Source organism: Kitasatospora sp. NPDC101176, from assembly GCF_044768035.1.
In the GTDB taxonomy this organism is placed as follows: Bacteria; Actinomycetota; Actinomycetes; order Streptomycetales; family Streptomycetaceae; genus Kitasatospora.
Genome location: NZ_JBIWPA010000005.1, coordinates 43,568 through 67,871 on the forward strand (window position 1 = coordinate 43,568; position 24,304 = coordinate 67,871).

Annotated in this window: 26 protein-coding genes; 23 read left to right on the forward strand and 3 right to left on the reverse strand. The window is 74.7% G+C overall.

Annotation, left to right across the window (positions count from 1 at the left end; genetic code table 11):
* Positions 1-160: 160 nt before the first annotated feature.
* From ACIRS1_RS09890 to ACIRS1_RS09970, 17 genes are all read left to right on the forward strand, one after another.
* Positions 161-535 carry an FKBP-type peptidyl-prolyl cis-trans isomerase gene (locus tag ACIRS1_RS09890; RefSeq protein ID WP_360208614.1) on the forward strand — a complete coding sequence of 125 codons (375 nt, stop codon included), beginning with the start codon at positions 161-163 and terminating at the stop codon, positions 533-535.
* Between the two features lie 165 nt (positions 536-700).
* On the forward strand, positions 701-1,687 hold the full coding sequence (locus tag ACIRS1_RS09895) for a helix-turn-helix transcriptional regulator (protein WP_387907773.1): 987 nt from the start codon (positions 701-703) through the stop codon (positions 1,685-1,687).
* Positions 1,684-2,658 (forward strand): WYL domain-containing protein, encoded by a 975-nt coding sequence (locus ACIRS1_RS09900; RefSeq protein WP_360208619.1) that lies wholly within the window; start codon positions 1,684-1,686, stop codon positions 2,656-2,658. Before ACIRS1_RS09895 ends, ACIRS1_RS09900 begins: the two co-directional genes overlap by 4 nt.
* Positions 2,659-2,685: 27 nt before the next feature.
* Positions 2,686-2,892 (forward strand): hypothetical protein, encoded by a 207-nt coding sequence (locus tag ACIRS1_RS09905; RefSeq protein WP_360208622.1) that lies wholly within the window; start codon positions 2,686-2,688, stop codon positions 2,890-2,892.
* A 20-nt stretch (positions 2,893-2,912) separates the two neighbouring features.
* On the forward strand, positions 2,913-3,089 hold the full coding sequence (locus ACIRS1_RS09910) for a hypothetical protein (RefSeq protein WP_360208624.1): 177 nt from the start codon (positions 2,913-2,915) through the stop codon (positions 3,087-3,089).
* A 203-nt stretch (positions 3,090-3,292) separates the two neighbouring features.
* Positions 3,293-3,592: a Sec-independent protein translocase subunit TatA gene (gene tatA / locus ACIRS1_RS09915; protein WP_360208627.1), complete on the forward strand. Its 300-nt coding sequence runs from the start codon at positions 3,293-3,295 to the stop codon at positions 3,590-3,592.
* 127 nt (positions 3,593-3,719) lie between these two features.
* Complete coding sequence (gene tatC, locus ACIRS1_RS09920; protein ID WP_402838627.1) at positions 3,720-4,610, forward strand: twin-arginine translocase subunit TatC; 891 nt, start codon at positions 3,720-3,722, stop codon at positions 4,608-4,610.
* A 191-nt stretch (positions 4,611-4,801) separates the two neighbouring features.
* Entirely contained in the window at positions 4,802-5,977 is a 1,176-nt protein-coding gene (locus tag ACIRS1_RS09925; RefSeq protein WP_360208632.1) for an FAD-dependent oxidoreductase, read from the forward strand.
* 124 nt (positions 5,978-6,101) lie between these two features.
* A complete protein-coding gene (locus ACIRS1_RS09930) occupies positions 6,102-6,419 on the forward strand; it encodes a (2Fe-2S)-binding protein (protein WP_402838243.1) in 318 nt (105 codons plus the stop codon).
* Positions 6,400-7,851 carry an NAD(P)/FAD-dependent oxidoreductase gene (locus tag ACIRS1_RS09935; RefSeq protein WP_402838245.1) on the forward strand — a complete coding sequence of 484 codons (1,452 nt, stop codon included), beginning with the start codon at positions 6,400-6,402 and terminating at the stop codon, positions 7,849-7,851. The genes ACIRS1_RS09930 and ACIRS1_RS09935 overlap by 20 nt, the downstream gene beginning before the upstream one ends.
* A 58-nt stretch (positions 7,852-7,909) precedes the next feature.
* A complete protein-coding gene (locus ACIRS1_RS09940) occupies positions 7,910-8,845 on the forward strand; it encodes a dihydrodipicolinate synthase family protein (RefSeq protein ID WP_402838248.1) in 936 nt (311 codons plus the stop codon).
* Positions 8,846-8,963: 118 nt separating this feature from the next.
* Positions 8,964-9,968, forward strand: a complete 1,005-nt coding sequence (locus ACIRS1_RS09945) for a proline racemase family protein (protein ID WP_402838250.1) — start codon at positions 8,964-8,966, stop codon at positions 9,966-9,968.
* A 72-nt stretch (positions 9,969-10,040) separates the two neighbouring features.
* Positions 10,041-11,405, forward strand: coding sequence for an aldehyde dehydrogenase family protein (locus ACIRS1_RS09950; RefSeq protein ID WP_402838252.1), 1,365 nt, complete (start codon positions 10,041-10,043; stop codon positions 11,403-11,405).
* On the forward strand, positions 11,405-12,433 hold the full coding sequence (locus tag ACIRS1_RS09955; RefSeq protein ID WP_402838254.1) for a proline racemase family protein: 1,029 nt from the start codon (positions 11,405-11,407) through the stop codon (positions 12,431-12,433). Before ACIRS1_RS09950 ends, ACIRS1_RS09955 begins: the two co-directional genes overlap by 1 nt.
* Complete coding sequence (locus tag ACIRS1_RS09960; RefSeq protein WP_402838256.1) at positions 12,430-13,383, forward strand: ornithine cyclodeaminase family protein; 954 nt, start codon at positions 12,430-12,432, stop codon at positions 13,381-13,383. The genes ACIRS1_RS09955 and ACIRS1_RS09960 overlap by 4 nt, the downstream gene beginning before the upstream one ends.
* A gap of 359 nt (positions 13,384-13,742) precedes the next feature.
* Complete coding sequence (locus tag ACIRS1_RS09965; RefSeq protein ID WP_402838258.1) at positions 13,743-14,453, forward strand: GntR family transcriptional regulator; 711 nt, start codon at positions 13,743-13,745, stop codon at positions 14,451-14,453.
* A gap of 102 nt (positions 14,454-14,555) precedes the next feature.
* Entirely contained in the window at positions 14,556-15,152 is a 597-nt protein-coding gene (locus ACIRS1_RS09970) for a Uma2 family endonuclease (protein WP_402838260.1), read from the forward strand.
* A 1-nt stretch (position 15,153) separates the two neighbouring features.
* On the opposite strand, the gene ACIRS1_RS09975 is transcribed toward ACIRS1_RS09970, so the two are convergent.
* On the reverse strand, positions 15,154-15,834 hold the full coding sequence (locus ACIRS1_RS09975) for an ABC transporter ATP-binding protein (RefSeq protein WP_402838262.1): 681 nt from the start codon (positions 15,832-15,834) through the stop codon (positions 15,154-15,156).
* The gene (locus ACIRS1_RS09980; RefSeq protein ID WP_402838264.1) at positions 15,831-16,907 is read right to left on the reverse strand and encodes an ABC transporter permease; all 1,077 of its coding nucleotides are present in this window, start codon (positions 16,905-16,907) and stop codon (positions 15,831-15,833) included. The genes ACIRS1_RS09975 and ACIRS1_RS09980 overlap by 4 nt, the downstream gene beginning before the upstream one ends.
* A 165-nt stretch (positions 16,908-17,072) precedes the next feature.
* Between ACIRS1_RS09980 and ACIRS1_RS09985 the strand changes: the two genes are divergently transcribed.
* From ACIRS1_RS09985 to ACIRS1_RS10005, 5 genes are all read left to right on the forward strand, one after another.
* Complete coding sequence (locus ACIRS1_RS09985) at positions 17,073-18,272, forward strand: sensor histidine kinase (RefSeq protein ID WP_402838266.1); 1,200 nt, start codon at positions 17,073-17,075, stop codon at positions 18,270-18,272.
* Positions 18,269-18,907 (forward strand): response regulator transcription factor, encoded by a 639-nt coding sequence (locus ACIRS1_RS09990; RefSeq protein ID WP_360208662.1) that lies wholly within the window; start codon positions 18,269-18,271, stop codon positions 18,905-18,907. Before ACIRS1_RS09985 ends, ACIRS1_RS09990 begins: the two co-directional genes overlap by 4 nt.
* A 93-nt stretch (positions 18,908-19,000) precedes the next feature.
* On the forward strand, positions 19,001-20,038 hold the full coding sequence (locus tag ACIRS1_RS09995; protein WP_402838268.1) for a nitronate monooxygenase: 1,038 nt from the start codon (positions 19,001-19,003) through the stop codon (positions 20,036-20,038).
* Positions 20,039-20,140: 102 nt separating this feature from the next.
* Positions 20,141-20,512 carry a type II toxin-antitoxin system RelE/ParE family toxin gene (locus ACIRS1_RS10000; RefSeq protein ID WP_402838270.1) on the forward strand — a complete coding sequence of 124 codons (372 nt, stop codon included), beginning with the start codon at positions 20,141-20,143 and terminating at the stop codon, positions 20,510-20,512.
* Positions 20,509-20,838: a helix-turn-helix domain-containing protein gene (locus ACIRS1_RS10005; protein ID WP_402838272.1), complete on the forward strand. Its 330-nt coding sequence runs from the start codon at positions 20,509-20,511 to the stop codon at positions 20,836-20,838. Before ACIRS1_RS10000 ends, ACIRS1_RS10005 begins: the two co-directional genes overlap by 4 nt.
* 29 nt (positions 20,839-20,867) lie before the next feature.
* On the opposite strand, the gene ACIRS1_RS10010 is transcribed toward ACIRS1_RS10005, so the two are convergent.
* A complete protein-coding gene (locus tag ACIRS1_RS10010; RefSeq protein ID WP_402838274.1) occupies positions 20,868-22,337 on the reverse strand; it encodes an aminopeptidase P family protein in 1,470 nt (489 codons plus the stop codon).
* Positions 22,338-22,551: 214 nt separating this feature from the next.
* On the opposite strand from ACIRS1_RS10010, the gene ACIRS1_RS10015 reads away from it, so the two are divergent.
* Positions 22,552-24,303 carry an ABC transporter substrate-binding protein gene (locus tag ACIRS1_RS10015; RefSeq protein WP_360208676.1) on the forward strand — a complete coding sequence of 584 codons (1,752 nt, stop codon included), beginning with the start codon at positions 22,552-22,554 and terminating at the stop codon, positions 24,301-24,303.
* The last annotated feature ends 1 nt before the right edge of the window (position 24,304 follow it).

Consider the following 24,304-nt stretch of genomic DNA (forward strand, 5'->3'; position numbering starts at 1 on the left):
ATTTTTTTTTTTTTTCTGGGGGTGGGGGTGTATTGGGGGGGGGGGGGGGGGGCCGCGCCGGGGGGGGGGGGGGGGCCCGCGCGGGGGGGGGGGGGGCGGGGGGGGGGGGGGCCCCCCCGCCGCTTGGTCGTGACTGCAAGCGAATACGAGAAGAGGGACTGTGAGCCTCAACGAGAAGCCCGAGATCGACTTCCCGGTCGGCGACGCCCCGACCGAGCTGACGATCCGCGACATCGTCGTCGGTGACGGCGAGGAGGCCAAGCCGGGCCAGGTCGTCAAGGTCCACTACGTGGGCGTGACCTTCGCGACCGGCGAGGAGTTCGACGCCAGCTGGAACCGTGGCAGCGCCTTCCAGTTCCCGCTGGGCGGCGGCCGCGTCATCAAGGGCTGGGACCAGGGCGTCGTCGGCATGAAGGTCGGCGGCCGCCGCGAGCTGGTCATCCCGCCGCACCTGGCGTACGGCAACCAGTCGCCGACCCCGGCCATCCCGGCCGGCTCGACCCTGATCTTCGTGGTCGACCTGCTGGGCGTCTGACCCGGCCACGCCCGTGGGCCGGACCCCTCCGGGGGCCCGGCCCACGGGCGTTTCCGGAGGCGGCTTTTGCAGTGCGTACCGCGACCGGTACGGTCGGTCCCGCCGGGTGACGACCACCCGGCGGGCACACCCCGCGCGCGGCGCGGCACACCGGAAGGGTCAGCGATGGCGATCGCCAAGGCAGAGCGGCTGATGAATCTCGCCCTGTGCCTGATGAACACCAGACGTCCGCTCTCCAAGAAGGAGCTGCGGGAATCCATCGAGGCGTACCGCGAGGCCTGGCAGAACAGCAGCGAGGACGCCTTCAACCGGATGTTCGAGCGGGACAAGGACGACCTGCGCGAACTCGGCCTGGTGATCGACGTCGACGAGAACGCCCTGGACGGCGAGCTCGGCTACCTGGCCCGCGCCGACCGCAACCGGCTGCCCGAGATCGCGCTGGACGCCGAGGAGGCGGCCGCGCTGACCCTGGCCGCCCGGGTCTGGCAGCAGGCCAAGATGTCCGGTGCGGCCAGCGGCGCGCTGCAGAAGCTGCGCGCGGCCGGCGTGCCGTTCGCCGAGCCCGAGGGCCGCACCGCCCTGGAGCCGCGGATCCCGGCCCGGGAGGCCGCGTTCGAGCCGCTGCTCACCGCCGCCCGCGACCGCCGCGCGGTCAGCTTCGAGTACCGCAAGGCCGGTGCCGCCGCCGTCGAGCTGCGCAGCGTCGAGCCGTGGGCGCTGGAGTGCTGGCGCGGGCACTGGTACCTGGCGGGCTGGGACCGCGACCGCGGCGACGCCCGGGTGTTCCGGCTCAGCCGGATCACCGGCAAGGTCCGGGCCAGGAGCGGGGCCTTCCTCGGCACCGTGCCCGAGCACGTGGACGTCCGCGCCACCGTCGCCAAGTTCGCCGGTGAGGGCGCCACCGCCACCGCGACCGTCCGGGTCCGCCGGGGGGCCGGCTTCCCGCTGCGCACCAAGGCGCTCGCCAGCACGCGGGTCGACGACCGCTGGGACGAGCTGGAGATCCCGTACGGCAACGGGCTCGGCGCGGACCTCGCCGAGTTCGGCCCGGACGTGCTGGTGCTCGGCCCCGAGGAGCTGCGGGCCGACGTGATCGACCGGCTGCGGGCCGTGGCCGGGCTGGACGCTGTGACCGAAGGGGTCCACGCATGAGCAACGCGATCGACCAGACCAGGCGGATGCTGTCGCTGGTCACCTACCTGCGCGAGCGGCCCGGCGCCGAGGTGGCCGAGGTGGCCCGGGCGTTCGGGATCTCCGAGCGCGAGCTGATCGGCGACCTCAACGTGCTGCCGATGTGCGGCACCAGCTTCCGCGGCGGCGACCTGCTCGACATCGACACCGACGGCGAGCGGATCTGGTGGCACAACGTCGACGACGTGGCCCAGCCGCTGCGGCTGGCCGCCGACGAGGCGACCGCGCTGCTGGTGGCCGCCCGTGCGGTGGCCGGCCTGCCCGGCCTGCGGGCCGGTGACCGGGAGGCGCTCACCCGGGCCGTCGTCAAGATCGAGAACGCGGCCGGGGAGAGCGCGGCCGGCAGCGCCAGGGTCGGCGTGACCTTCGAGGCGGAGGGCCACGTGTTCGCCGACATCGACCGCGCGCTCAGCGAAGGGCGCCGGCTCTGGCTGCGCTACTACTCGCACGGGCGCGGCGGGATGACCGAGCGCGAGGTCGACCCGATCCGGCTGCTCACCGAGGGCCACACCTACCTCGAGGCCTGGTGTCGGACCTCCGAGGACCACCGGATGTTCCGGCTGGACCGGGTCGCCGAGATCCGGGTGCTGGACGTGCCGGCCGACCCGCCCCGGCGCGAGCCGCGCGACCTCAGCGGCGGGCTGGTCAACCCCTCCGCGGACGACCCCGAGGTGGTCGTCGAGGTCTCCTCGGGCGGGCGCTGGGTGGCCGAGTACTACACCCACGACCGGGCCGAGGAGCTGCCGGACGGCGGGCTGCGGATCACCCTGCGCAGCGCCGACCCCTCCCAGCTGCGCCCGCTGGCGCTGCGGCTGGGCCGGGACGGCCGGATCGTCTCGCCGCCGGAGCTGGCCGGGCAGGCGCGCTCGGCGGCGCTGGCCGCGCTGGCCGCCTACGAGGGGACGGCGGCCGAGGGGGAGGGGCGGGCCTGATCGGTGGAACCCGGGACCAGATTCAAGGTGTACTGCTCCGAGTGCCGGGAGAAGGTGGAGCTGCCGGCCGAGGAGTTCCGGCTGACCTTCGGCCGCACCCCGGCCCAGGCGCACTACAGCTTCGGCTGCCCGCTCTGCGGGGCGTCGGTGCGCAAGGCCGCCGGGGAGAAGATCGTCGCGGCGCTCACCGGGGCCGGCGTCCGCACGATGCGGCTCGTCCCGGCCGAGGGGTAGCACACCGATAGGGTGGGGCCATGTCCTGGATGCTCGTCGCCGCCGTCCTGCTCGCCACCGCGGGCCTGTTGGTCCTCGGGGTCCTCGCGATCCGGCTCTGGCTGGCCGTGCGGGCGCTGGCCGAGGGAGTGGACGCGGCCTCCCGGGCGCTGGCCGACGCGGCGGGCGAGCTGGCCGCCGCGGTACCGGGCCGGTAGCGCGCTCCGGCGGGGGCGGGAAGCGTCGGCGGTACGGGGGCTGCTGCGTGCGGGGGCGCGCGGGTTACGCTCTCAGGAGGCTCCTGCACCTGCGAGGGGGGCCGCTGTCCCTGTTCGGGCGGCCGTCGTCGTGGCGTCATCCGCAGCGGTTAGCATCCGCGGCGGACGGCCCGTCGGGCCGCCATGACTGAAGGTGGTCGCACATGCGCATCTCGATGACCGCGATCGTGGTGGTCGCGGTATTCGCCGTCCTGCTCTTCGGTGCCAAGCGACTGCCCGATCTGGCGCGTTCGCTCGGTCAGTCGATGCGGATCCTGAAGAGCGAGGCCAAGGCGATGCGCTCGGACGGCGAGTCCGCGGACACCCCGGCGCCCGCGCCCCAGCAGGTCGACGGCGCCGCGGCGCGGACCATCCAGTCCGCCCCCGGGGCGTCGGCGACGGCCCGTCCGGTGAACGAGCCGGCCGCGGGGGCCACCGCGCCTGACGGCGACCGCCCGCACTGAGCGCGGCGCACGTGACGCACGCGACCACGGAGGCCCGCCGACCGGCGGGCCTCGACGCACGAGTTGAGGACCGGGGTTGAGCAAGCTCTCCAAGGCGTCGAACGCGCCCAAGGATCCTGAGGGGCGGATGGCCCTCGCCGACCACCTGCGGGAACTGCGGAACCGCGTGGTCAAGTCGGTCCTGGCGATCGTGGTCATCACGATCATCGCCGCGGTCTACCACAAGCAGCTCGAGGACTTCCTGCTGAAGCCGCTGCCGCGGTGCACCGCGGAGACGGCGGGCCAGTACCACGGGAAGTGCGCCCAGGTCTCCAACATCGGTCTGACCGCCGGTTTCACCTGGATGCTCAAGGTCTCGCTGACGGCCGGCGTGGTCGCGACCGTGCCGATCTGGCTCTACCAGGTGTGGGCCTTCGTGGCGCCCGGTCTGCACAAGCACGAGAAGAAGTACTCGATCATCTTCATGGCGGCCGGGGCACCGCTGTTCCTGGCGGGCGTGGGCTGCGCGATCCTGGTCCTCCCGACCACGGTCGACGTGCTGATCTCGTTCACCCCGAACAACACCACGCCGATCCTGCCGCCCGAGGACTACCTCGACATCGCCACCCGGATGGTGCTGGTCTTCGGCCTGGCCTTCGAGTTCCCGCTGCTGCTGGTGATGCTGAACGTCGTCGGGATGGTCACCGGAAAGCGGCTGCTCGGCTGGTGGCGCGGGATGGTCATGGCCATCACGGTCTTCGCGGCCTTCGCGACGCCGAGCGCCGACCCGGTCAGCATGCTCACCCTGGCCGCGCCGATCTGGGCGCTGTACTTCATCGCCGTGGCGATCGCGCTGTTCAACGACCGGCGCAAGGCCCGCCGCAACCCCGACGCCGGGCTGAGCGACGAGGAGGCCTCGGCGCTGGACCTCTCGGTGCAGCCGGTGGCCGGAGTGGAGACCGTCCGGGCGTCGAGCGCGCCGACGGCGAGCGCCCCGGTGCCCGCCGCACGCGGCGAGCAGATCGACGACATCACCTGATCCGGGGCCGCAGGACCCGGTAGTGCACCGTGAGGCCCCGGCCCGCCGCCCGACGCGGCGGCCGGGGCCTTCGCGCTGGTCCGGAGCGGTTCCGGCCCGGCTCCGGTGCGGATCCGGCAGGTTCCGGGGCCGGTCGCGGACTCCGGCGGGGCGGTCTTGGCAGGGTGGATGGCATGTGACATATTACTGACGTGCTCAAGACCCAGAGACCTCCACTGGATGTCGTCGTGGTCGGCGCCGGTGTCGTCGGCGCCGCCTGCGCCTACTACGCCGCCCGCGCCGGGCTCGCCGTCGCCGTCGTCGACCGCGGGCCGGTGGCCGGCGGCACCACCGGCGCCGGCGAGGGCAACCTGCTGGTCTCCGACAAGGAGCCCGGGCCCGAACTCGACCTCGCCCTGCTCAGCACCCGGCTCTGGCGCGACCTCGCCGAACACCTCGGCCCGGCCGTGGAGTACGAACCCAAGGGTGGCGTGGTCGTCTCGGCCACCCCGGCCGGACAGGACGCCCTGCGGGCCTTCGCCGCCGGGCAGACCGCCGCCGGCGTCACCGCCGAGGAGGTCCCCGCCGAGCGGCTGCGCGAGCTGGAGCCCCACCTCGCCCGCGGCCTGGCCGGCGGCTTCCACTACCCGCAGGACGCCCAGGTCCAGCCCGCCCTCGCCGCCGCCCACCTGCTGCGCGAGGCCCGCCGCCTGGGCGCCGAGCTGCTCACCGGCGAGACCGTGACCGCCGTCGACCGAGGGCCGGACGGCGCCGTGCGCGGCGTGCGCACCGACCGGCGCCGGCTCACCGCCCCCGCCGTGGTCAACGCGGCCGGCACCTGGGGCGGCGAGCTCGCCGGGCTGGCCGGAGTGCACCTGCCGGTGATGCCCCGGCGCGGCTTCGTGCTGGTCACCGAGCCGCTGCCGCGGATCGTCCGGCACAAGGTCTACGCCGCCGACTACGTCGCCGACGTCGCCAGCGGCTCGGCCGCCCTGCAGACCTCCGCCGTGGTGGAGGGCACCCCCGGCGGGCCGGTGCTGATCGGCGCCAGCCGGGAGCGGGTCGGCTTCGACCGGACGCTCTCCCAGGAGGTGCTGCGGCGGCTCGCCGGGCAGGCCGCCGCACTCTTCCCGGTGCTGGAGGACGTCACCGTGCTGCGCACCTACCGCGGCTTCCGGCCGTACCTGCCGGACCACCTGCCGGCCGTCGGGGCGGACCCCCGGGTGCCCGGGCTGTACCACGCCTGCGGCCACGAGGGCGCCGGCATCGGGCTGGCCCCGGCCACCGGGCTGCTGATCAGCGAACAACTGACCGGAAAGCAGCCGGAGCTGGACCTCACGCCCTTCCGGCCGGACCGCTTCCCGGCGGAGTCCGCGGCCGGGGCCTGAGCGCCGCGCCCGGCCCGTACGGCCCGGCCCGTACGGCCGGGCCCGCGTGAGCGGCCGCGCCGGGCCCGACGCCCGCCCCCCCTTCCCCGACCACCCGAACGCCACCGAAACGGAGGAGCCGCCGATGCGCCGCCGCACCCCCGCCGAACTGGTCGGGGCCGAGCCCGGCCCCGACCACCACATCGAGTTCGACGGCCGCCCCGTCCCCGCCCTGCCGGGGCAGTCGATCGCCGCCGCGCTCTGGGCCGACGGCGTACTCGCCTGGCGCACCACCCGGATCGGTGGCCGCCCCCGCGGGGCGTTCTGCGGCATCGGCGCCTGCTTCGACTGCCTGGCCACCGTCGACGGCCGCCCCAACCAGCGCACCTGCCTGCTCCCCGCCGAGCCCGGCACCACCGTCACCACCCAGGAGGGCAACGGCCGTGCCAACCTCGCCGTCTGACCGGTCCACCGCCGCCGGGGAGCCCCCGCGCTACGACCTCGTGGTCGTCGGCGCCGGGCCGGCCGGCCTCGCCGCCGCCGTCACCGCCGCGGACCTCGGGCTGCACTGCGCCCTGCTGGACGGCGGGCACGACACCGGCGGCCAGTACTACCGGCACCCCGCGCCCGGGCTCGGCGCCGCCCGCCCGGACCGCCTCCACCACGGCTGGTCGGTCTACACCGGCCTGGCCGGCCGGCTCGCCGCCCACCAGGAGGCCGGCCGCGTGCGGCTGCGCACCGGTCACCAGGTGTGGGCGCTGGAGCGCACCGGGGACGGCTTCGCCGCCCACGTCTCGCGCGGGCCGGAGTCGGCCGACCGGACCACCGTCCGGGGCGCCGCCGTGCTGCTGGCGACCGGCGCGTACGAGCGGCAGCTGCCCTTCCCGGGCTGGACCCTGCCCGGGGTGGTCACCGCGGGCGGTGCCCAGGCCATGCTCAAGTCCGGGCTGGTGCTGCCCGGGCGGCGGATCGTGGTGGCCGGCAGCGGCCCGCTGCTGCTCGCGGCGGCGTCCTCGCTGGTCACCGCCGGGGCCGAGGTGCCCGCGGTGGTCGAGGCCACCGCCTACCTCGGCTACGCCCGGCGCCCCGGCGTGCTGGCGGCCGTCCCCGCCAAGCTCGTCGAGGGCGCCGGGCACGGGAGCGCGCTGCTGCGCCACGGCGTGCGGCTGCGGCCGCGCAGCGCCGTCGTCGAGGCGCACGGGACCGACCGGGTCACCGCCGTCACGGTGGCGCGGCTGGACGCCGACTGGCGTCCGGTGCCCGGCACCGGGCGCCGGATCGACTGCGACGCCGTCGCCGTGGGCCACGGCCTGCTGCCGCAGATCGACCTGGCGACCGAGCTGGGCGCGGCCACCCGCACCGCCCCCGACGGCGCGGTCGCGCTGCGGGTCGACGCCCGGCTGCGCACCACCGTGCCCGGGCTCTGGTCGGCGGGCGAGACCAACGGCGTCGGCGGCGCGGACCTCGCGATCGTCGAGGGCGAACTCGCCGCGCACGCCGTGGCCGACCGGGCTCCGGCGCCGGCCCTGCTGCGCCGCCGGTCCCGGCTGCGCGACTTCGCCGAGCTGATGGCCGCGGCGCACCGCCCCGGCCCCGGCTGGACCGGCTGGCTGACACCGGAGACCGAGGTCTGCCGGTGCGAGGAGGTCCCGGTGGCGCGGGTCCGGGAGGCCGTGGACGAGCTGGGCGCGGGCGATCCGCGCACCGTCAAGCTGCTCACCCGGGCCGGGATGGGGTGGTGCCAGGGCCGGATGTGCGGTCCGGCCGTGGCCTGCCTCTCCGGCTCGGGTGAGCCCGGGGCCGACCGCCGCCCGCTGGCCTGCCCGGTGCCGCTGGCACAGCTGGCCGCGGGGCCCGGCGGGGATCCGGGAGAGGCCGGCCCGGCCGGCGCGTAGCCCGTCGTCGAACGCGCGGGCCGGGGACCCTTGTCTCCGGCCCCGCCCGTCTAATAAAATGTCACACCTCACCAAGGAGCTCACCGTGTCCATCACCCCGAACGACACCCCCCGCCCCTGGCGCGGCGTCATGGTCGCCACCACGATCCCGCTGCGCCCGGACCTCTCCGTCGACTACGACGCCTACGCCGAGCACGTCCGCTGGCTCATCGAGTCCGGCTGCGACGGCGTCGTCCCCAACGGCTCGCTGGGCGAGTACCAGACGCTCACCGCCGAGGAGCGCGCCCGCGTCGTCGAGGTGGCCGTCGAGGCGGCCGGCGACGGCTCCCGGGTCATGCCCGGCGTGGCCGCGTACGGCAGCGCCGAGTCCCGCCGCTGGGCCGAGCAGGCCGCCGAGGCCGGCGCCGGATCCGTCCTGCTGCTGCCGCCGAACGCCTACCGGGCCGACCACTCCTCCGTGCGCGCGCACTACGCCGAGGTCGCCAGGGCCGGCCTGCCGATCGTCGCCTACAACAACCCGATCGACACCAAGGTCGACCTCGTGCCGGCACTGCTCGCGCAGCTGCACGGCGAGGGCTCGATCGTCGCGGTCAAGGAGTTCAGCGGCGACGTCCGCCGGGCCTACGAGATCGCCGAACTGGCCCCCGGGCTGGACCTGCTGATCGGCGCCGACGACGTGCTGCTGGAGCTGGCCCTGGCCGGCGCGGTCGGCTGGATCGCCGGCTACCCGAACGCGCTGCCCGAGGCCAGCGTCGCGCTCTACAAGGCCGCCGTCGCGCACGACCTGGACACCGCGCTCCCGCTGTACAAGTCGCTGCACTCGCTGCTGCGCTGGGACTCCAAGACCGAGTTCGTCCAGGCGATCAAGCTGTCGATGGACATCGCCGGACGCCCCGGCGGCCCGGTGCGCGCCCCGCGCCAGCCGCTCACCCCGGAGATCGAGGCGGCCGTCCGCGCGGCCACCGAGAAGGCGCTGGCCGAGGGCCTCGCGTAGCAGGACGCAGTCACCAGGCCGGCTGCGGGGGCAGCCGGCCCGACCCCCCACCCACCAAGCCGTACGGTCGTGCCGTCCGCGCCGTCCGTACGTCCCACCCCGACGGGAGTCGTAAGCCATGCGCAGCCGTCACGTGTTCCACGCCGTCGACTCGCACACCGAGGGCATGCCGACCCGGGTCGTCACCGGGGGCTTCGGCGTCATCCCCGGCGCCACCATGGCCGAGCGCCGGGTGCACTTCCAGCAGCACCTGGACCACTTCCGCACCCTGCTGATGTACGAGCCCCGCGGCCACGCCGCCATGAGCGGCGCGATCCTGCAGCCGCCGACCCGGCCGGACGCCGACTTCGGGGTGCTCTACATCGAGGTCTCCGGGCTGCTGCCGATGTGCGGGCACGGCACCATCGGCGTCGCCACCGTGCTCGTCGAGACCGGCATGGTGCCCGTCGTCGAACCGGTCACCACCGTGCGGCTGGACACGCCCGCCGGACTGGTGATCGCCGAGGTGCACGTCGAGGACGGCGCCGCCAAGGCGGTGACGATCCGCAACGTGCCGTCCTACTCGGTCGCCCTGGACCGCAAGGTCGACGTCCCCGGGTACGGCACCGTCGGCTACGACCTCGCGTACGGCGGCAACTTCTACGCCATCCTGCCGCTCGCCGAGTTCGGTCTGCCGTTCGAGCGCGAGCGCAAGCAGGACATCCTGGACGCCGGGCTGGCCCTGATGGACGCCATCAACGCGAGCCCCGACCGGCCGCAGCACCCGGAGGACCCCTCCATCCACAGCTGCCACCACGTCCAGCTGCTCGCCCCCGGCTCCACCGCCGAGCACTCCCGGCACGCGATGGCCATCCACCCCGGCTGGTTCGACCGCTCGCCCTGCGGCACCGGCACCTCGGCGCGGATGGCGCAGCTGCACGCGCGCGGGGAACTTCCGCTGGGGCGCGACTTCCGCAACGACTCCTTCATCGGGACGACCTTCGTCGGGCGCCTGGTCGAGGAGACCGAGGTGGCCGGGCGGCCCGCCGTGGTGCCCACCGTCACCGGGCGGGCCTGGGTCACCGGCACCGCCCAGTACTTCCTCGACCCGAGCGACCCGTTCCCCGCGGGCTTCCTGCTCTGACCCCGCCCGCCGCTGCCGCCCTCGACGCGCGGCCCCGGCGCCGGCCGAACCACCTCCGAAGGGCTGCCAGTCGTGACCATCACCTCGTACAACCCCGCCGATCCGGCGGACCTCGTCGTCGCCGTCGAGGAGCCCGGGGCCCAGGCCGTCCGGGACGCCGTCGGGCGGGCCGCGGCCGCGCAGCCCGGCTGGCTCGCGGCCGGCGCCGGCGCGCGATCGGCGGCGCTGGGCCGGATCGCCGACGCGGTCGAGGCGCACGCGGACGAGCTGGCCGCACTGATCGTGCGCGAGGTCGGCAAGCCGCTCGCCGAGGCACGCGGCGAGGTCGCCCGCACCGCGGCGATCTGGCGCTACTACGCGCAGGCGCCGTTCACGCCGTCCGGGGCGGTCCACGAGACCGCCGCCGGGCCCGGGCTGCTGCTCACCCGGCGCCGCCCGTACGGCGTGGCCGGACTGATCGCGCCGTGGAACTTCCCGCTGGCGATCCCCACCTGGAAGGCCGCACCGGCACTCGCCGTCGGCAACACCGCGGTGCTCAAGCCGGCCCCCGAGGCGACCGCCTGCGCGCTGCGGCTGGCCGAGCTGGTCGCGGCGGCCGGGCTCCCCGCGGACGTGTTCACCGTGCTGCCGGGCGGCGCCGAGGAGGGCGCGGCCCTGGTCGACGCGGCGGACGTGGTCTCCTTCACCGGCTCGACCGGAGTCGGCCGGGCCGTGGTGCGGGCCGCCACCGAACGCGGCGTGCCGGTGCAGGCCGAACTCGGCGGGCTGAACGCCGCGCTGGTGCTGCCGGACGCCGACATCGCCCTGGCCGCGAACCACATCGCCGCGGCCGTCGCCGGCTACGCGGGGCAGAAGTGCACCGCCACCAGCCGGGTGATCGCCGTCGGCGCCGCCTACGAGCCACTGCGCGATGCCCTGGTCAAGGCTCTGGAGCTGGTCGACGACAGCGTCTGCGGGCCGGTCATCAACGCCGCCGCCCGGGACCGCCTCACCGGCGCCGTCGCCACCGCGACCGCCGCCGGGGCCACCCTGCTCACCGGCGGCCGGGCGCCCGAGCGGGACGGCTGGTACGTCGAGCCCGCCCTGCTGACCGACGTGCCGGCCGAACACCCGCTGGCGCGCGAGGAGTTCTTCGGCCCGATCGCGCTGCTGCACGCCGCGGCCGACCTCGACGAGGCGATCGCGCTCGCCAACGACACCCCGCACAGCCTCTCCACCTCGGTGCACACCGGCAGCCTGGACGTCGCGCTGGCCGCGGCCGACCGGCTGGACGCGGGCATGATCCGGGTCAACGCGCCCTCCAGCGGGGTCGACTTCCACCTGCCGTTCGGCGGTGCCAAGGGCGCGAGCCACGGCGACCGCGAACAGGGCCAGGCCGCGCTCGACTTCTACACCGTCAGCCGCACCGTCAGCGTGCTTCCGGGCGGGGGCGCGTGATGTTCGTCCGCACCGTCGACTACCACGCGGCCGGCGAGCCGTTCCGGATCGTGCTGGACGGCGCCCCGGTGATCCCGGGGGACGGCGTCGCCGAGCGCCGCGCCATCGCGCTCGGCGCGGGCGGCAGCGCCACCGCCCCCCGGCCGAGCGCCCTCGACGACGTCCGGCAGCTGCTCAGCCGGGAGCCGCGCGGCCACCCCGGCATGTACGGCGGCTTCCTGGTGCCGCCGGACGACGACGAGGCGCACCTCGGGGTGCTGTTCTGGCACAAGGACGGTTACTCGACGGCCTGCGGGCACGGCACCATCGCCCTCGGCGCCTGGGCGGTCGACTCCGGGCTGGTCCCCGCCCCCGCCGACGGCGTGGCGCGGGTGCGCATCGACGTGCCGTCCGGGCGGGTCACCGCGCTGGTGCACCGGGCCGCCGGGCGGACCACCGGGGTGACCTTCCGCAACGTCCCCACCCGGGTCAGCGCGCTGAAGCTGCCGCTGGCCACCTCGCGGGGCACCGTCGAGGTCGCGGTGGCGCACTCGGGGGCCTGCTACGCCTCCGTCCCGGCCGCCGCCCTCGGGCTGTCGGTGGAGCCCGGGCAGCTGCCCGAACTCACCGCCGCCGGCCGGGAGATCAGGGACCTGCTGGCCGGTTCGGAGGCGGTGGCGCACCCGACCGACCCGCGCCTGTCCGGCGTCTACGGCGTCATCCTCCACGACGAACTCCCCTCCGCGGACGGGGTGCTGAGCCAGCGCAACGTCACGGTCTTCGCCGACGGGCAGATCGACCGCTCGCCCTGCGGCTCCGGCACCTCCGCCCGGCTCGCGGTGCTCGCCGCCGAGGGGCGGCTCGCGCCGGGGGAAAAGCTGCGGCACGAGTCCGTCATCGGGACCGTCTTCACCGGCCGCCACCTGCCCGGCGGCGACCCGTTCGGCGACGGCGTCGTCACCGAGGTCACCGGCACCGCGCACCGCACCGGCGAGCACGGCTTCGTCCTCGAGCCCGGCGACGACCTGGGCACGGGGTTCCTGCTGTGACCGCGGACGACCGCGACACGCTGCCCGGCACGGCGGCCGAGCCGCTCCGGTACGCCGTGCCGGGCGTCGGCGGCCTCACCCCCGCCGGGGCCGTGGCGGCCCTCGAACGGGTGCTGCTCGACGGGTTCGACCCGGAGGCAGCCCCGGCCCGCTCGGCCGTCCCCGTCCCGGCGGGCGAGCTGCTGATGATGCCCGCCGCGGCCGGGCCGTACGCCGGGGTCAAGATCGCCGGGGTCGCGCCGGCCAACCCCGGCCGGGGGCTGCCCCGGATCACCGGCAGCTACCTGCTGCTCGACGGGCCCACCCTGCAGCCGCTCGCGCTGCTGGACGGCGCCGCGCTCACCGCGCTGCGCACCCCCGCCGTCACCGCCGTCGCGCTGCGCCGGCTGGCCGCACCGGACGCCTCCCACCTGGTGCTCTTCGGCTCCGGGCCGCAGGCGTACGGGCACCTGGACGCGCTGCTCGCCGTCCGTCCGCTGACCCGGCTCACCGTCGTGGCGCGCAACGCCGAACGGGCGGCCGCGCTGGCCGCGTACGGGCGGGAGCTCGGGCTGTCGGCCGCGGTCGGTGGCCCGGAGGCCGTCGCCGGGGCGGACCTGGTGGTCTGCTGCACCACCGCGCGCACCCCGCTGTTCGACGGCGCCCTGGTGCCCGCGCACGCCGCCGTCGCGGCCGTCGGCTCGCACGAGCCGCAGGCGCGGGAGGTGGACGAGGTGCTGGTCCGGCGGGCCGGACTGTACGTGGAGGCGCGGGCGGTGGCGGCCCGGGAGGCCGGCGACCTGCTGCTGGCCGGCGCCGCGTTCGACGGGGTGCGGAACCTGGCCGAACTGGTGTGCGGTGAGGTGCCGCCGCCGGTGGACCGGCCGCGCTTCTTCAAGAGCGTCGGGATGGCCTGGGAGGACCTGGCCGTCGCGGCGGAGGTGTACCGCTGTGGTGGCGGTCACCGGTAGCCGCCGGTGCGGTGGCGGCTCCCCGGCCGGCCGTGTCGGGCGGCGGCCGGGGCATGGAGCCGGGGGCCGGTGCGGCGGGAAGGGATCCCCTGCCGGGCCGGCCCCCGGCGCCCGTGGGCGGTGCGCCGTGGGTGGTGCGCCACGGGTGGTGTGGCGCAGATCGCGGGTCGCCGGCCGTTGTCAGGGCCGGCGGCCGCTGCCACGATGGGCTTCGGTCCGCGGCCGCTGCCGCGCGGGGCTCCGGCCGGTGTTCGCGCAGGTTGACAGCCGCTGACAGATCGTCCGAATCACGGACTGTTGCACACTCAACGTAACGTGACATTGTACGCTGGTGTTCTGCACCCACCCGGAGGAACACCATGGCCGACCTCAAATCCCGCACTCTGATCTCCGTGCAGGAGCGGCTCCGCGACCAGGTCGCCCACGCGCTCCGGGCGGCCCTGATCTCCGGCGAACTGCGCCCCGGCGTCGTCTACTCCGCGCCCGCCCTCGCCGCCGACTTCGGCGTCTCCGCCACCCCCGTCCGCGAGGCCATGCTGGACCTCGCCCGCGAGGGCCTGGTCGAGGCCGTCCGCAACAAGGGCTTCCGGGTCACCGAGCTCACCGAGCGCGACCTCGACGACTACACCGAGATCCGCGCCCTGATCGAGGTCCCGACCGTCGGCCGGGTCACCCGCACGGCCACCAGGGAGCAGCTGGAGCGGCTGCGCCCGCAGGCCGAGGCGATCGTCGCGGCGGCGCGCAAGCACGACCTGATCGGCTACCTGGAGGCCGACCGCCAGTTCCACCTGGACCTGCTCGGGCTGGCCGGCAACGCCCGCCTCGTCGACGTGGTCGGCGACCTGCGCAAGCGCTCCCGGCTCTACGGGCTCAACCGGCTCGACGAGCGCGGCGAGCTGACCTCCTCGGCCGAGGAGCACCTGGAGCTGCTGGACCTGATGATCGCCGGCGACGCCGAGGCCGCCGAGGCCTGCATGACGCGCCACCTCAGCCACGTCCGCTCCCTCTGGGCCGGGCAGGGCGAGCCGGTCGAGGAGGAGCGCCCGGCCCTGCGCCTGCGGGCCCGCTAGGGCGGAGACCCACCCGTTTGGGTGAAGGCGTCGGCTCGGCCGGCGATCGGCGCTCCGGCTCTACGATGATGTTTCCCGACATCGGCAGTCAGGAGGAAATCCATGTCCGCCGCAGCAGTGGAAGAACCCGTCGAGCAGCCGACGCTGCTCGAGGTGGCCGATCTGATCTCTGACCAGTTCGTCGGCTACCGGGTCGAGATCATCGGGAGCGAGATCACCGTGACGCCGCCGCCGAACGCCGCACACGGAAAGTCGCTGAGCCGGCTCATGCGGACGCTGTTCGGGGCCGGTCTCGACGGTGTGGAGGTCGACGTCCTGCAGAACGTCGGCATCTGGCTGCCGGAGGGGCCGTCGGACTACGCCGTGCCCGATCTGTCGGTCGTCGACGCCGACATCGACGACCACCTGATCGAGTACAACTGCTACGACCCGGCGGTCTTCCGTCTCGTCCTCGAAGTCACGTCCTCGAACTTCGGCGACGACCTCACGAAGAAGCCCTTCGCCTACGCCACCGCGGGAGTGCCCGTCTACGTCATCGTGGACCGGACGAACCGGCGCGTCATGGTGCTCACCGACCCGCAGGACGGTGAGTACCGGCTGCACGCCGTCCACCACCCGGGGCAGTCGTTCACCCTGCCGGAGTCGATCGGGGCGTCGGTGACGCTGGTGGTGGACGAGGTGCTGGCGGCGAAGGCGTAGCTCAGGCCGGGGCCGGGACGGTGAGACGGCCGTCGTGGACCTCGGCGACCTGGTCGACGGCCGTCAGGTGGGTGCGGTCGTGGGTGACCAGCACGGTGGCCGTCGCGCGGCGGTGGGTCAGGTCGGCGATCAGGTCCAGGACGGCGGCGCCGCGTTCGTGGTCGAGCGCGCTCGTCGGCTCGTCCACCAGGAGCACCGTGGGGTCGTTCATCAGCGCCCGGGCGATGTTGACGCGCTGGCGCTGGCCGCCGGACAACTGGTGCGGGCGGCGGGCGGCCTGGTCGCGCAGGCCGACGGCGGCCAGCAGCTCCAGCGCCCGCGGCAGCGCGGCGCGCGGGGAGCCGCCGTCCAGGTGGGCCATCACCTGGAGCTGCTCGACGGCGGTGAGCGAGGGCAGCAGATTGGCCTGCTGGAACACGATGCCGATCCGGGTGCGCCGCAGGGCCGTCAGTTCGGCCCGGCCGAGCCCGGCGGTGTCGGTGCCGTCCACCACCACCCGGCCGGAGTCCGGGGCGATCAGGGTGGCGGCGACCGCCAGCAGGCTGGACTTGCCGGAGCCGGACGGTCCGACCACCGCCGTGATCGACCCCTTCGGGACGGTCAGCGAGACGTCGTCCAGCGCGGTGAGCCGGCCGTCGCCGTCCGGGTAGGTCAGGGTGACGTGGTCGAGCAGGAGACTCATCGGGCGCTCCCCAGAGCGGTCAGCGGGTCGACGGAGGTGATCCGGCGGATGGACAGGGCCGCGCCGACCGCGCCGAGCGCGATCATGACCACGGCCGGGACGAGGACGGTCGGGGCGTCCAGGACGAAGGGCACCGCGGAGCCGACCGCCGCGCCCAGGCCCGCCGCGAGGGCGGTGCCGACCGCGGTGCCGAGCACCAGCAGCAGGACGGCCTGGCCGAGCGCGTCCCGCAGCAGGTAGCGGGTCGAGGCGCCGAGCGCCTTCAGCACCGCGACGTCGCCGCTGCGCTGGATCGTCCACACGGTGAAGAACGCGCCGATCACCAGCGCCGAGATGGCGAAAAGGAAGCCGCGCATCAGCTGCAGCGAGCCGTTCTCGGAGGTGTAGGAGCCGATCGCGGCCAGGGCGTCGTCCCGGCTGCGGGTCTCGGTGCCGAGGCGGGCGTCGGCGCCGCCGAGGTCGGCCCCCTTCGCCGTGCCGAGCGCGACGACGGTGGCGTGGCCGGCACCGCCGGGGGCGAACTGCTGCCAGTCCGAGAGGCTGGTCCAGATCACCGGGGTGTGGCTGAACGCGGCGTCGCCGTCCACGGCTGCCACCCGCAGGTGGTGGCCGGCCACGGTGAGGTCGGCGCCCGGGGCGAGGCCGCCCAGGTCCTCGGCGGCCTCGCGGGAGAGCACCGCCCGGCCGGGGGCCACCGCGGCGCCCTGCGGGGCCAGTCCGGAGCCGTCCGGGACGCCGAAGGCGGACAGCGCGGCGGTGCGGGTGCCCGCGGCGGCCTTGGTCGTGGTGATGCCCAGCGGCTGGGCGGAGGTGACCCCGGGCTCACGTGCCCAGGCCTGCCACTGCTCGGGCGTCACCTGGGAGTCCGTGAAGGACAGCTGCTGCCCGTCGGCGGGCCTGGAGAAGACCAGGTGGTCCGCGGGCAGGCCGGTGATCGCGGAGGTGTTCTGCCGGCCCAGCCCGGCCGTCAGCCCGGACAGCAGGCCGACCAGCACGGTGATCAGTACGATGACGGTCCCCATCAGGGCGAACCGCCCCTTGGCGAACCCCAGATCCCTCCAGGCGACGAACACGGCGGTCCTTCCTGTCCACGGCTGATTCTGCGACGTTCCCACCGTCCCGGAGGACGGGGCCCGCCGGCATCGCACCCCGGATTGCATCCTCCGCATCGAAGGGCAGAAGCGGAGTTCAACCTTTTGATTGATGCCCGGCCCGGCCGCGGAACCTAGGCTGGACTGATGGCGACCGAACGTTCCCGCACCACCCCCGTCGCCCGCGTCCTCCAGGTCTGCCTGCACCTGCTCGTGGCGGGCCTGCTCGCCCTCGCCGTCGCCCGCGCCCTGACCGGCCGGGACGGCGACCCGGCGGCGGTCGCCGCCTCCGCCGCCGCGATGGGCGCCGTCTACGCCGTCGGCCCCAGGACCGCGGCCGTGCACCGTTCCCGACGGGCCGCCGCGCTCTGGCTCGCCCTGCTCGGCGTCAGCTGGGCGGGCGTGCTCCTCGCCACCCAGGACGGGGTCTGGCTGGCCTTTCCGCTGTACTTCCTCGAACTGCACCTGCTCGGGCGCCGCGCCGGGCTCGCCGCCGTCGGGCTGACCGCCGCCACCGCCATCGCCGCGTGGTCCTGGCACCAGCACGCCTTCAACGTGGCCGCCGCCATCGGACCCGCGCTCGGCGCGGCCGTCGCCACCGCCACCGTGCTCGGCTACCAGGCGCTGTACCGGGAGAGCGAGGAACGCCGCCGGCTCATCGACGAACTCACCGCCGCCCGGGCCGACCTCGCCGCCGCCCACCACACCGCCGGCGTGCTCGCCGAACGCGAGCGCCTCGCCCGGGAGATCCACGACACCCTCGCCCAGAGCCTCAGCTCGATCCAGCTGCTGCTGCGGGCCGCCCAGCGGGCCCTGCCCGACCGCACCGACGCGGCCGCCGGGTACGTCGAACAGGCCCGGCAGGCCGCCCAGGACAACCTCGACGAGGCCCGGCGCTTCGTCCGCGCGCTCACGCCGCCCGCCCTCGACGGCGACCCGTTGCCGGTCGCCCTGGAACGGCTGTGCGCCACCACGGCGGCGCACAGCGGCCTCCCGGTGAAACTGCACGTGTCCGGCGACCCGGTCCGGCTGCCGGTGCCGCAGGAGGTCGCCCTGCTGCGGATCGCGCAGTCCGCACTCGGCAACACCGTCCGGCACGCCGGGGCCTCGCACGCCGAGGTGACGCTCAGCTACATGGAGGACGAGGTGGCGCTCGACGTGTTCGACGACGGGGCCGGGTTCGACCCGGCGGCGGTCGCCGGCCGTACCGGCGGCGACGGCGGGTTCGGCCTGCCGTCGATGCGGGCGAGGGCCAGGGCCCTCGGCGGCACCTTCACGGTGGAGTCGGCACCCGGCGAGGGCACTGCCCTGGCCGTCCAGCTGCCGGTGACGGAGGGCGGGGCATGAGCGGGGCCGCGATCAGACTGCTGCTGGCGGACGACCACCCGGTGGTGCGGGCCGGACTGCGGGCCGTGCTGGAGGGCGAACCGGACTTCGAGATCGTCGCCGAGGCCGCGACCGCCGAACGGGCCGTCGAACTGGCGGCGCAGGGCACGGTCGACGTGGTGCTGATGGACCTCCAGTTCGGGCCGGGCTCCGCCATGAACGGCGCCCAGGCCACCGCCGCGATCACCGCCCGGGCGGGTGCGCCCCGCGTCCTCGTCGTCACCACCTACGACAGCGACGCCGACACCCTGCCCGCGCTGGAGGCCGGCGCCACCGGCTATCTGCTCAAGGACGCGCCGCCGGAGGAGCTCGCCCAGGCCGTCCGGGCGGCCGCCGCCGGCCGTTCGGCGCTGGCGCCCAGCGTCGCCGACCGGCTGCTCGAACGGATGCGGACGCCTGCGGCGGCGCTCAGCGCGCGGGAGACCGAGGTGCTGGGGCTGGTCGCGGACGGGCTGACCAACCAGCAGGTCAGCCAGCGGCTGCACCTGAGCCAGGCCACCGTGAAGTCCCATCTGGTGCACATCTACACCAAGTTGGGGGTGGACTCGCGGACGGCGGCGGTGCGGGAGGCGCGCGGCCGCGGGCTGATCCGCTAGATCGGCTCCGTCGGCTCCGTCGGCTCCGTCGGGTCCGGGGGCGCGGCATAGGCTGGGCCGGTCCGTACCCGCAGGAGTGTGGAGGAGCCCCGGATGACCGTGCCCCCGACGACCGTGCGTCTCGACGAACTCGCCGTGCCGGTGATCGGCGCGCCGATGGCGGGCGGGGCGTCCACGCCGCAGCTGGTGGCCGCGGTGAACCGGGCCGGAGGTCTCGGCTTCCTCGCCGCCGGGTACCGCGACGCCGCCGGGATGGCCGAACAGATCGCGCAGGTGCGGGCGTTGAGCGGGCGGCCGTTCGGGATGAACCTGTTCGTCCCGGCCGCCCCCGGGGACCGGGACGCCGTCGCCGCCTACCGGGAGCGGCTGCGGCCCGAGGCCCGGCGCCGGGGCGTGACGCTCCCCGAGGAGATCGGGCCCGACCGGGACGACTGGGACGCCAAACTGTCCGTGCTGCTGGCCGATCCGGTGCCGGTCGTCTCGTACACGTTCGGGCTGCCGACGGCGGCCGAGGCGGCGGCGGTCCGCGCGGCCGGGTCGCTCCAGGTCGGCACCGTCACCACGCCCGCGGAGGCGCGGGCGGCCGAGGCGGTCGGGATGGACGCGCTGTGCGTGCAGGGCCCGGAGGCCGGCGGGCACCGCGGCACCCACCGGGTGGCGGACGAACCGGGCGGGGCGCCGCTGCTCGACCTGCTGCCCGCGGTACGGGCCGTGACGGCGCTGCCGCTGATCGCGGCCGGCGGGCTCGGCGACGGCCCGGCGGTGGCGGCGGCGCTGCGGGCCGGCGCGGTCGCGGTGCAGCTGGGGACGGCCCTGCTCCGCGCCGACGAGTCCGGTGCCCCGGCCGCGCACCGGTCGGCGCTCACCGCGATGCCGGAGACGGTCGTCACCCGCGCCTTCACCGGCCGGCCGGCCCGTGGCCTGCGCAACGACTTCATCGACCGCTACGGCCGGTACGCCCCGCCCGCCTACCCCGAGGTGCACCACCTCACCCGCCCGCTGCGCGTGGCCGCCACCAGCGACGCCGACACCACCGCCATGCACCTCTGGGCCGGCACCGCCCACCGCCTCACCCGCCCGGGCCCGGCGGCGGACATCGTCGCCCGCCTCTGGCACTCCGCGCGGGGGTAGTGCGCCCAGCGCGTGCGAGGCCCGGGGGTGTCGTCCCCCGCGGGGGTGGATCGGGCGGGAAAGCGCGCGGTAGCGTATAAGGGCCGACTTAATGTCGTTCGTATGTGGGAGATCACGCTGGTTGGTCCGGTGAACGACTGGTTCCTGGACATCTGTGTCAATGATCCGAATACGGCGAACCAGATTGCCGATGCCGTCAATGTCCTCGCACGCCGGGGGCCGCTGCTGGGGCGACCGTTGGTGGACCGGATCCATGGGAGCAGATTGCACAATCTCAAGGAACTGAGGACCGGCTCGGCGGGTCGCTCGGAGATCCGGATGCTTTTCGTCTTCGACGCCGAACGGGAGGCGATCATCCTTGTCGCCGGTGACAAGGACGGCGAGTGGTCCCGATGGTACGAGACCAACATCCCGTTGGCGGAAGCGCGTTATGAGCAGTACATCGATGAGAAGGACAAGGGAGCGCGCGCATGAAGGGCCGTAGTTGGACTGAGGTCTGGGCCGAGGCCCAACGTGTCAACCCGTGGCTGGCGTCTCCGGAAGCGGAGGCGGAACGGGCGCGGATGCGGAGGGAGACGCTGGCCCGGATCCGCGGGTACGAGCTGGCGGAGCTCCGGAAGGCGGCCGGCCTGACGCAGAAGGAGGTGGCCGGGCTGATGGGCGTGAGCCAGGCGCGCGTCTCGCAGATCGAGCACGGGCAGGTGGACAGCCTGGACAACCTGCGGGCCTACGCCGCCGCGATCGGCGGCGAGGTGGAGGTCACCGTCCGGCAGGGGGAGCGGACGGTCAAGGTGGCCTGAGCTTCGCTCCCCCCCCCCCGCCGGGGTGGTCAGCGCAGGAGGTCGGACATCCAGGACTCGATGTCCGGGGCGGTCCTGGGGAGGGCGTGGGACATCAGGTGGGCGCCGTCCGGGGTGATGACGAGGTCGTCCTCGATGCGGATGCCGAGGCCGCGGAGTTCGACGGGGAGGGTCTCGTCGTCGGGCTGGAGGTAGAGGCCGGGTTCGACGGTGAGGACCATGCCGGGTTCGAGGACGCCGTCGAGGTAGCGGTCGGCGCGGGCCCTGGCGCAGTCGTGGTAGTCGAGGCCGAGCATGTGGCCGCTGCCGCAGAGGGTGTAGCGGCGGTGGAGGCCGTTGTCGTCCTCGAGGGCCTGTTCGGCGGGGATGCGCAGGACGCCCCAGTCGGCGAGGCCTTCGGCGATGACGCGCATGGCGGCGCGGTGGAAGTCGCGGAAGCGGGCGCCGGGGCGCAGTGCGGCGATGCCGGCGCTCTGGGCGGCGAGGACGAGGTCGTAGGCCTGGCGCTGGACGGGGTTGAAGGTGCCGCTGAGCGGGAGGGTGCGGGTGATGTCGGCGGCGTAGAGGGTGTCGGTCTCGACGCCGGCGTCGAGCAGGAGCAGGGAGTCCGGGTCGAGGGCGCCGTCGTTGCGGATCCAGTGCAGGACGCAGGCGTGGGCGCCGGAGGCGGCGATGGTGGTGTAGCTGGTGCCGTTGCCCTCGGCGCGGGCGCGCAGGTCGAAGACGCCCTCGATCCAGCGTTCGCCGCGGGGGTGGTGCAGGGCGGTGGGCAGCGCGCGGACGACGTCCTGGAAGCCGGTGACGGTGTGGTCGACGGCGAGTTGCAGCTGGTCGACCTCCCAGGTGTCCTTGACCAGGCGCAGTTCGGAGAGGACGGCGGCGAGTTCGCCGTCGGCGCGGGCGTGCGGGCCGGGCCGTCCGGTGGCCTCGTCGACGAGCGGGTCGGTGCCGGCCAGGACGCGGGTGGGCGGCTGGGGGCCGGTGAGGAGTTTGCCGAGGTCGTCGAGGTGTTCGGTGCGCAGCCCGGTGAGGGCGGCGGCCTCGGCGAGGTCGGGGCGGCGGCCGACCCAGAACTCGCCGTAGCGGCGGTCGCGGTAGAACTCGGAGCCGGCGGCGTGGCCGCCGCTGCGGGGGGAGCGGGGGCGCAGGTAGAGGACGGGTTCGTGGCCCGCGGGGCCGGTCGGTTCGAGGACGAGCACGTGGTCGGCCTGGTCCTCGCCGGTGAGGCAGGTGAGCCAGGCGTAGGCGCTGTGCGGCCGGAAGCGGTGGTCGAGGTCGTTGCAGCGGACCTTGAGGCGGCCGGCGGGGACGACCAGGCGTTCGCCGGGGAAGGCGGCGGAGAGCCGGGCGTGACGGCCCGGCAGGCGGTCGTGGCCGGGGGCGCGCCGGTCGGCGGGGAGAGGGGTGGGGGCCCACCGGGTGGCCATGAAGGCGTCGAGGGCGGGGGAGACGGGGAGGTCGTGGCTTCCGGTGTGGAGGCCGGTCTGGGGCGTGGTCACCGGTGAACTCCTATGCGGGGCTGGGGAGGTGCGGCACGGACACAGCTCGGTAACGAGCGGCGTCACCTCTTGTGCAGTGCAATTTCACATTACTATGTTACGGGTCACACCGCGGAGCGGCCAGGCCTTGACGGCCGCCCTCCCGGTCGGGCCCCGGACCACTGCCGGGGTGGACCACGGGCTTCACGGCAGGCCCCCCACAGCGGAGTTGCACATGACCAGGCGCACCCACGCCGCCCTCGCGGCGGCACTCGCGGCCACCCTCACCCTCGGCCTCGGGGCCTGCAAGAACGACAAGAGCGACACCGGCGGCGACGCCGCGCCCTCCAGCAGCAAGGGCCCGGGCGCGGAGTCCGGCTCGGTCATCGGCGGCACGCCGGTCAAGGGCGGCACCCTCACCGTCCTCACCAACCAGGACTTCGCCCACCTCGACCCGGCCCGCAACTGGGTGGTGCCGCACATGGACTTCGGCACCCGGCTGCTCTACCGCACGCTGACCACCTTCAAGTCCGAGCCGGGCGCGGCCGGCAGCGAGATCGTCCCGGACCTCGCCACCGACCTGGGCAAGTCCTCCGAGGGCGGCAAGGTGTGGACGTTCACCCTGAAGGACGGCCTCAAGTACGAGGACGGCAGCCCGATCAAGTCCGCCGACATCAAGTACAACGTCGAACGGTCCTTCTCCCCGGACCTCACCGGCGGCCCCGACTACGCGGCCCAGTACCTGGCCGGCGGCGAGAACTACAAGGGCCCGCTGAGCGGCGAGCACCTGGCGAGCATCGAGACGCCGGACGACCGGACCATCGTCTTCCACCTCAAGCGCCCGGTCGCCGAGTTCTCGGACACCGTCACCCTGCCGACCTTCTCCCCGGTGCCGCAGTCCCAGGAGAAGGGCACCCAGTACGACTCGCACGTGTTCTCCTCCGGGCCGTACAAGATCGAGACCTACGACCGCGGCAAGCAGCTGGTGCTGGTCCGCAACACCAACTGGGACCAGTCCACCGACACCGTCCGCAAGGCGTACCCGGACCGGATCGTGGTCACCCAGGGCATCAAGGGCGGCCAGGCCGACGACCGGATCATCGCCAGCGACGGCGCCGACGCCAACGCCATCAACATGCCCTGGATGCAGCACGAGTCGGTCGCCAAGGTGCTGCCCAAGGCGGACGTCAAGTCCCGCATGGCGGCGGAGCAGACCGGCTGCACCGACATGCTCTACATGAACACCGCCAAGGCGCCCTTCGACGACCCCAAGGTGCGCGAGGCGATGATGTGGGCGGTCGACCGCGAGGCCCAGGTGACGGCCTTCGGCGGCCCGGCGGTGACCGACGTGGCGACCTCCTTCCTGCCGCCCTCGCTGACCGGCGGGGTCAAGGCCGACCCGCTGAAGATCCCGGCGGCCGGTGACCCGCAGAAGGCCAAGGACCTGCTGAAGGCGGCGGGCAAGACCGACCTCAAGGTCGGGCTCACCGTCTCGCTCGGCGACAAGACCCGCGCCGAGGCGATCCAGCAGTCACTGGCCAAGGTCGGCGTCCAGGTCACCGTCAACACCGTGGACCCGTCCGCCTTCGCCGACACCATCGGCGACATCAAGAACGCCCCCGAGCTGACCATCAACGGCTGGTGCCCCGACTACCCGTCCGGTGCGACCTTCCTGCCGTTCCTCTTCGACGGCCGCACCATCAAGGAGAAGGGCAACCAGGGCAACTACAGCCAGTTCAAGGACCAGGCCACGATGGACCGGATGGACCAGATCGCGGCCATGACGGACGTCAACGAGGCCAACAAGGCCTGGCAGCAGCTGGACGAGGACCTGATGAAGAAGGCCCCGGCCGTCCCGCTGATGTGGCAGCGCCGCCCGCTGCTGGTCGGCACCAACGTGGCCGGCGCGTTCGGCAACTCCGGCTACGCCGGCATGATCGACCTCGCCGTGGTCGGCCTCAAGGACCCCGCCAAGGGCAAGGGCTGAG